This window comes from uncultured Amaricoccus sp., assembly GCF_937858865.1.
In the GTDB taxonomy this organism is placed as follows: domain Bacteria; phylum Pseudomonadota; class Alphaproteobacteria; order Rhodobacterales; family Rhodobacteraceae; genus Amaricoccus.
Genome location: NZ_CALLYO010000482.1, coordinates 1 through 1589, shown reverse-complemented (window position 1 = coordinate 1589; position 1589 = coordinate 1). Strand labels below are relative to the sequence as shown.

The 1589-nt window shown below is 72.3% G+C and carries 2 protein-coding genes; one reads left to right on the top strand and one right to left on the bottom strand.

The features are described 5' to 3' along the window. Nucleotides 1–372 (top strand): arylsulfotransferase family protein (locus Q0112_RS14110; RefSeq protein ID WP_297976336.1); only part of this gene is annotated, 372 nt, incomplete at its 5' end. On the opposite strand, the gene Q0112_RS14105 is transcribed toward Q0112_RS14110, so the two are convergent. Then, a partial coding sequence (locus tag Q0112_RS14105; RefSeq protein ID WP_297976334.1) for a Na+/H+ antiporter NhaA occupies nucleotides 369–1589 on the bottom strand: 1221 nt, incomplete at its 5' end. The genes Q0112_RS14110 and Q0112_RS14105 overlap by 4 nt on opposite strands.

The window sequence follows — 1589 nt, the reverse complement described above, 5'->3', positions numbered from 1 at the left end:
CCCGACTTCCAGCCCGACGGCACGATCACCGTCTACGACAACCACACCGGCTCGGGCGTCTCGCGCATCCTGCGCATCGACCCGGGGACCCGCGCCGTCGAGACGCTCTTCGCCGGCTCCGAGGAGACGCCCTTCTACAGCTGGCAGCGCGGCAAGCACCAGATGCTGCCGAACGGCAACGTCCTCGTCACCGACGCCGAGCAGGGCCGGGTCTTCGAGGCCGCCCCGGACGGCGACCTGGTCTGGGAGCGCGACATGGGCTGGGACGCCGACCGCAACATGATCGTGACCGAGGCGCGCCACCTGCCGCCCGACTTCTACCCCGACGGCCCGCCGCGCTGCCTCGTGACCGCGGGCCTCGATCTGCCCTAGGGGTGTCGTCGCCCCACGCCGAGCAGCCGGCCGGCGGCGATGGCGATTGCCGCGGCGCCGAAGGAGAAGAGCGCGCCCATCTTGGCGGCGTCCTGCACCGGGCCGGGCGGGAAGGCGACGCTGGCGACGAAGAGCGAGACGGTGAAGCCGATCGCCGCCACGCAGCCGAGCACGAAGAGGTCGCGCGCGTCCATCCCGGCCGGCAGCCCGAGCCGGAGCACGCGGGCGGCGAAGAGGCCGAAGAGGGTGATCCCGACCGGCTTGCCGATGCAGAGCCCGGCAAGCACCAGCCAGGTCGCCTCGCCCATGGCGGAGAACTCGACGCCCGCGTTCATCAGCCCGAAGAAGAAGAGGATGATCTCGACCGGGGTCTTGAGGCCGTGCTCGATCCGGTTGAGCAGGTCCGGCTGGTGCGCCTCCTCCTCGGCGAAGATGCCGAACTCGACATCGGCGTGCGGGATGGCCGGGATGACCGGCAGGAGGCCGAGCGCGGGATGGATGCCCGCGCGCTGGAAGCCGTACCAGCTCAGGCAGCCGGCGATCAGGTAGGGCCAGAAGCCGAGGGTGCGCCGGATGCGGGTGGCGAAGGGCTTGAGCGGCAGGCCGCGGTCCAGCCGCCGCGGCAGCCAGTTGGTCAGCAGCCAGGCCAGCGTCGCCGCGCCGAAGGCGAGCAGCAGCCAGCCCGGCGCGAGATCGCCCTGCGGGTAGAAGACGGCGAGGATGGCAAGGCCGCCGGCGTCGTCGGCGATGGCGAGCAGCAGCAGGAACATCACCGCCGGGTGGCCGGCGCCGAAGACGACGCGGCCGATGAGGTAGGAGAAGGCGATGTCGGTCGCGGTCGGGATCGCCCAGCCGTTGGCGAGCGCGGCGAAGCTGCCGAGCGCCGCGGCGCCGGCGAGGTAGACCGAGGCCGGGCCGATCATGCCGCCGGCGGTGGCGATGAGCGGCGTCAGCGCCTTGCGCCCGCGCAGCGCGCCGTTCCGCAGCGCCACCGCCTCCCAGACCTCCTTGCCGGCGATGGCGAAGAAGAGCGCCATCAGCATGTCGTTGACGAGGTAGTGCAGCGTCAGCACGCGGTGGAGGTGGCCGTCGGCATCGGCGTGCATCGCCCCGAACGGGCCGCCGGTGACGAGGGGGAACTCGACGAAGGCGTGATAGGCGCCGGGATCGAGGTTCGCCCAGGCGAGCCCGGCCAAGGCGCCGAGGATGAGGAGCAG